This is a genomic window from Variovorax sp. 01T439_2, from assembly GCF_056398445.1.
Map to the genome: position 1 here is coordinate 1 of NZ_JBFTPJ010001137.1, position 1,646 is coordinate 1,646.

At 69.1% G+C, this 1,646-nt stretch carries 2 protein-coding genes and 1 pseudogene; all 3 read left to right on the top strand.

What is annotated here, in order from left to right:
• Positions 1-167, top strand: a pseudogene (locus tag AC1DOC_RS32790) (cache domain-containing protein); the annotation flags it as partial.
• Positions 164-808 (top strand): response regulator transcription factor, encoded by a 645-nt coding sequence (locus AC1DOC_RS32795; protein ID WP_027730758.1) that lies wholly within the window; start codon positions 164-166, stop codon positions 806-808. The pseudogene AC1DOC_RS32790 and the gene AC1DOC_RS32795, both read left to right, overlap by 4 nt.
• Before the next feature lie 50 nt (positions 809-858).
• Positions 859-1,482 (top strand): DUF938 domain-containing protein, encoded by a 624-nt coding sequence (locus tag AC1DOC_RS32800; protein WP_478080433.1) that lies wholly within the window; start codon positions 859-861, stop codon positions 1,480-1,482.
• Positions 1,483-1,646: the final 164 nt, after the last annotated feature.

Consider the following 1,646-nt stretch of genomic DNA (forward strand, 5'->3'; position numbering starts at 1 on the left):
TCGACGTGGAGGCGATGCAGCTCGATGCGCGGCGCGGCATCGGCCTGCGCAACATGCGCGAGCGCATGGAATCGATCGGCGGGCGCCTGGACGTGCAATCGGGCGAAGGCGGAACCACCATCGTGGCCGAAGTGCCGGCCCGCAGCGCGAGGCCCGAGCCGGCATGAAGAACGACGCCGCCCCCGTCCGCCTCTTCCTGGTCGACGACCATCCGCTGGTGCGCGACGGCCTGCGCGCGCGGCTCGGCGCCATGCCGGGGCTGGAGATCGTCGGCGAGGCCGGGAGCGCGGCCGAGGCGCTGGCGCTCATCGAAACGCTCCAGCCCGACCTGCTGCTGATGGATGTCGGCATGAAGGACATGAACGGCATCGACCTGGCCGCACTGGTGCTGCAGCGCCATCAGCCCGCGCCGCACGTGGTGATGCTCAGCATGTACGACAACCCCGAATACGTGCAGAAGGCCCTGCAGGTGGGCGCGCGCGGCTATGTGCTGAAAGATGCGCCCGCGGCCGAGATCGTCGCGGCCATCGAGGCGGTGTCGGCCGGCGGCACCTTCCTGAGCCCGGCCGTGTCGAAGAAGCTGTTCCGCAACCAGGCGCCCCGGCCGCTGCTCACGCCGCGCGAGAGCGAGATCCTCAGCGCGCTGGGCCGCGGCGAATCGAGCAAGCAGATCGCGCGCGACCTGGGCCTGAGCGTGCGCACCGTGGAGGCACACCGGCAGAGCATCAAGCGGCGGCTCGGCATCGAGGGGCAGGCGGAACTCATCAAGTATGCGGTGGAGCATGCGCGGGAGTTCGGCCAGGGCTGAACCGCGCTGTCTTTCCCAATCAAACCACACCTATCCAAGCCCGATTTCGCATGTCCGACCTTCCCCACAGCCCCGCCGCCGACCGCAACAAGCAGCCCATCCTCGAGGCGCTGGCCCGCATCCTCGGCGAGCGCGGCAGCGCGCTCGAGATCGCATCCGGCACAGGCCAGCATGCCGCATGGTTCGCCGCGGCCATGTCAGGGTGGACCTGGCAGCCCACCGACGCAGACGCGCGCATGCTCCCCGCGCTTGCAAGCCGCATCGCGCAGGCCGCACTGCCCAATCTCCGTGCGCCGCTGCTGCTCGACGTGACGGCGCCTCGATGGCCGTCGCAAGGTGCCGCGTTCGCTCGAGGAGAAGAAAAGTTCGATGCGATCTACTGCGCCAACATGCTGCACATCGCGCCCTGGGCCGCATGCGCCGCGTTGATGCAAGGCGCCGCGCGGCATCTGCTTGCCGATGGATTGCTGATCACCTACGGGCCCTACTTCGAAGAAGAGAGCACACCGGCGCCGAGCAACCTGGCATTCGACCAAGACCTGCGCGCCCGCAATTCCGAATGGGGCATACGGCGCCTGGAGGACGTGGTGGCCGAGGCGCGCCGCGCAGGGCTTGCGCTGCGCGAGCGGCATGCGATGCCCGCGAACAACCTGCTGCTGGTCTTCGGCTTCTAGGCTCAGCGCACGCGGGGCACCGCGGTGGTCAGCAGCGCCAGCGCCTGGTTCAGCGTCGAGCCCGCGAATCGCTCTCCCTTCGAATGCCCGATCCGCACCACGACCAGGTCGTGCGTCGGAACCACCAGCACGAACTGGCCTCCTGCGCCGAGCATGTAGTAGGC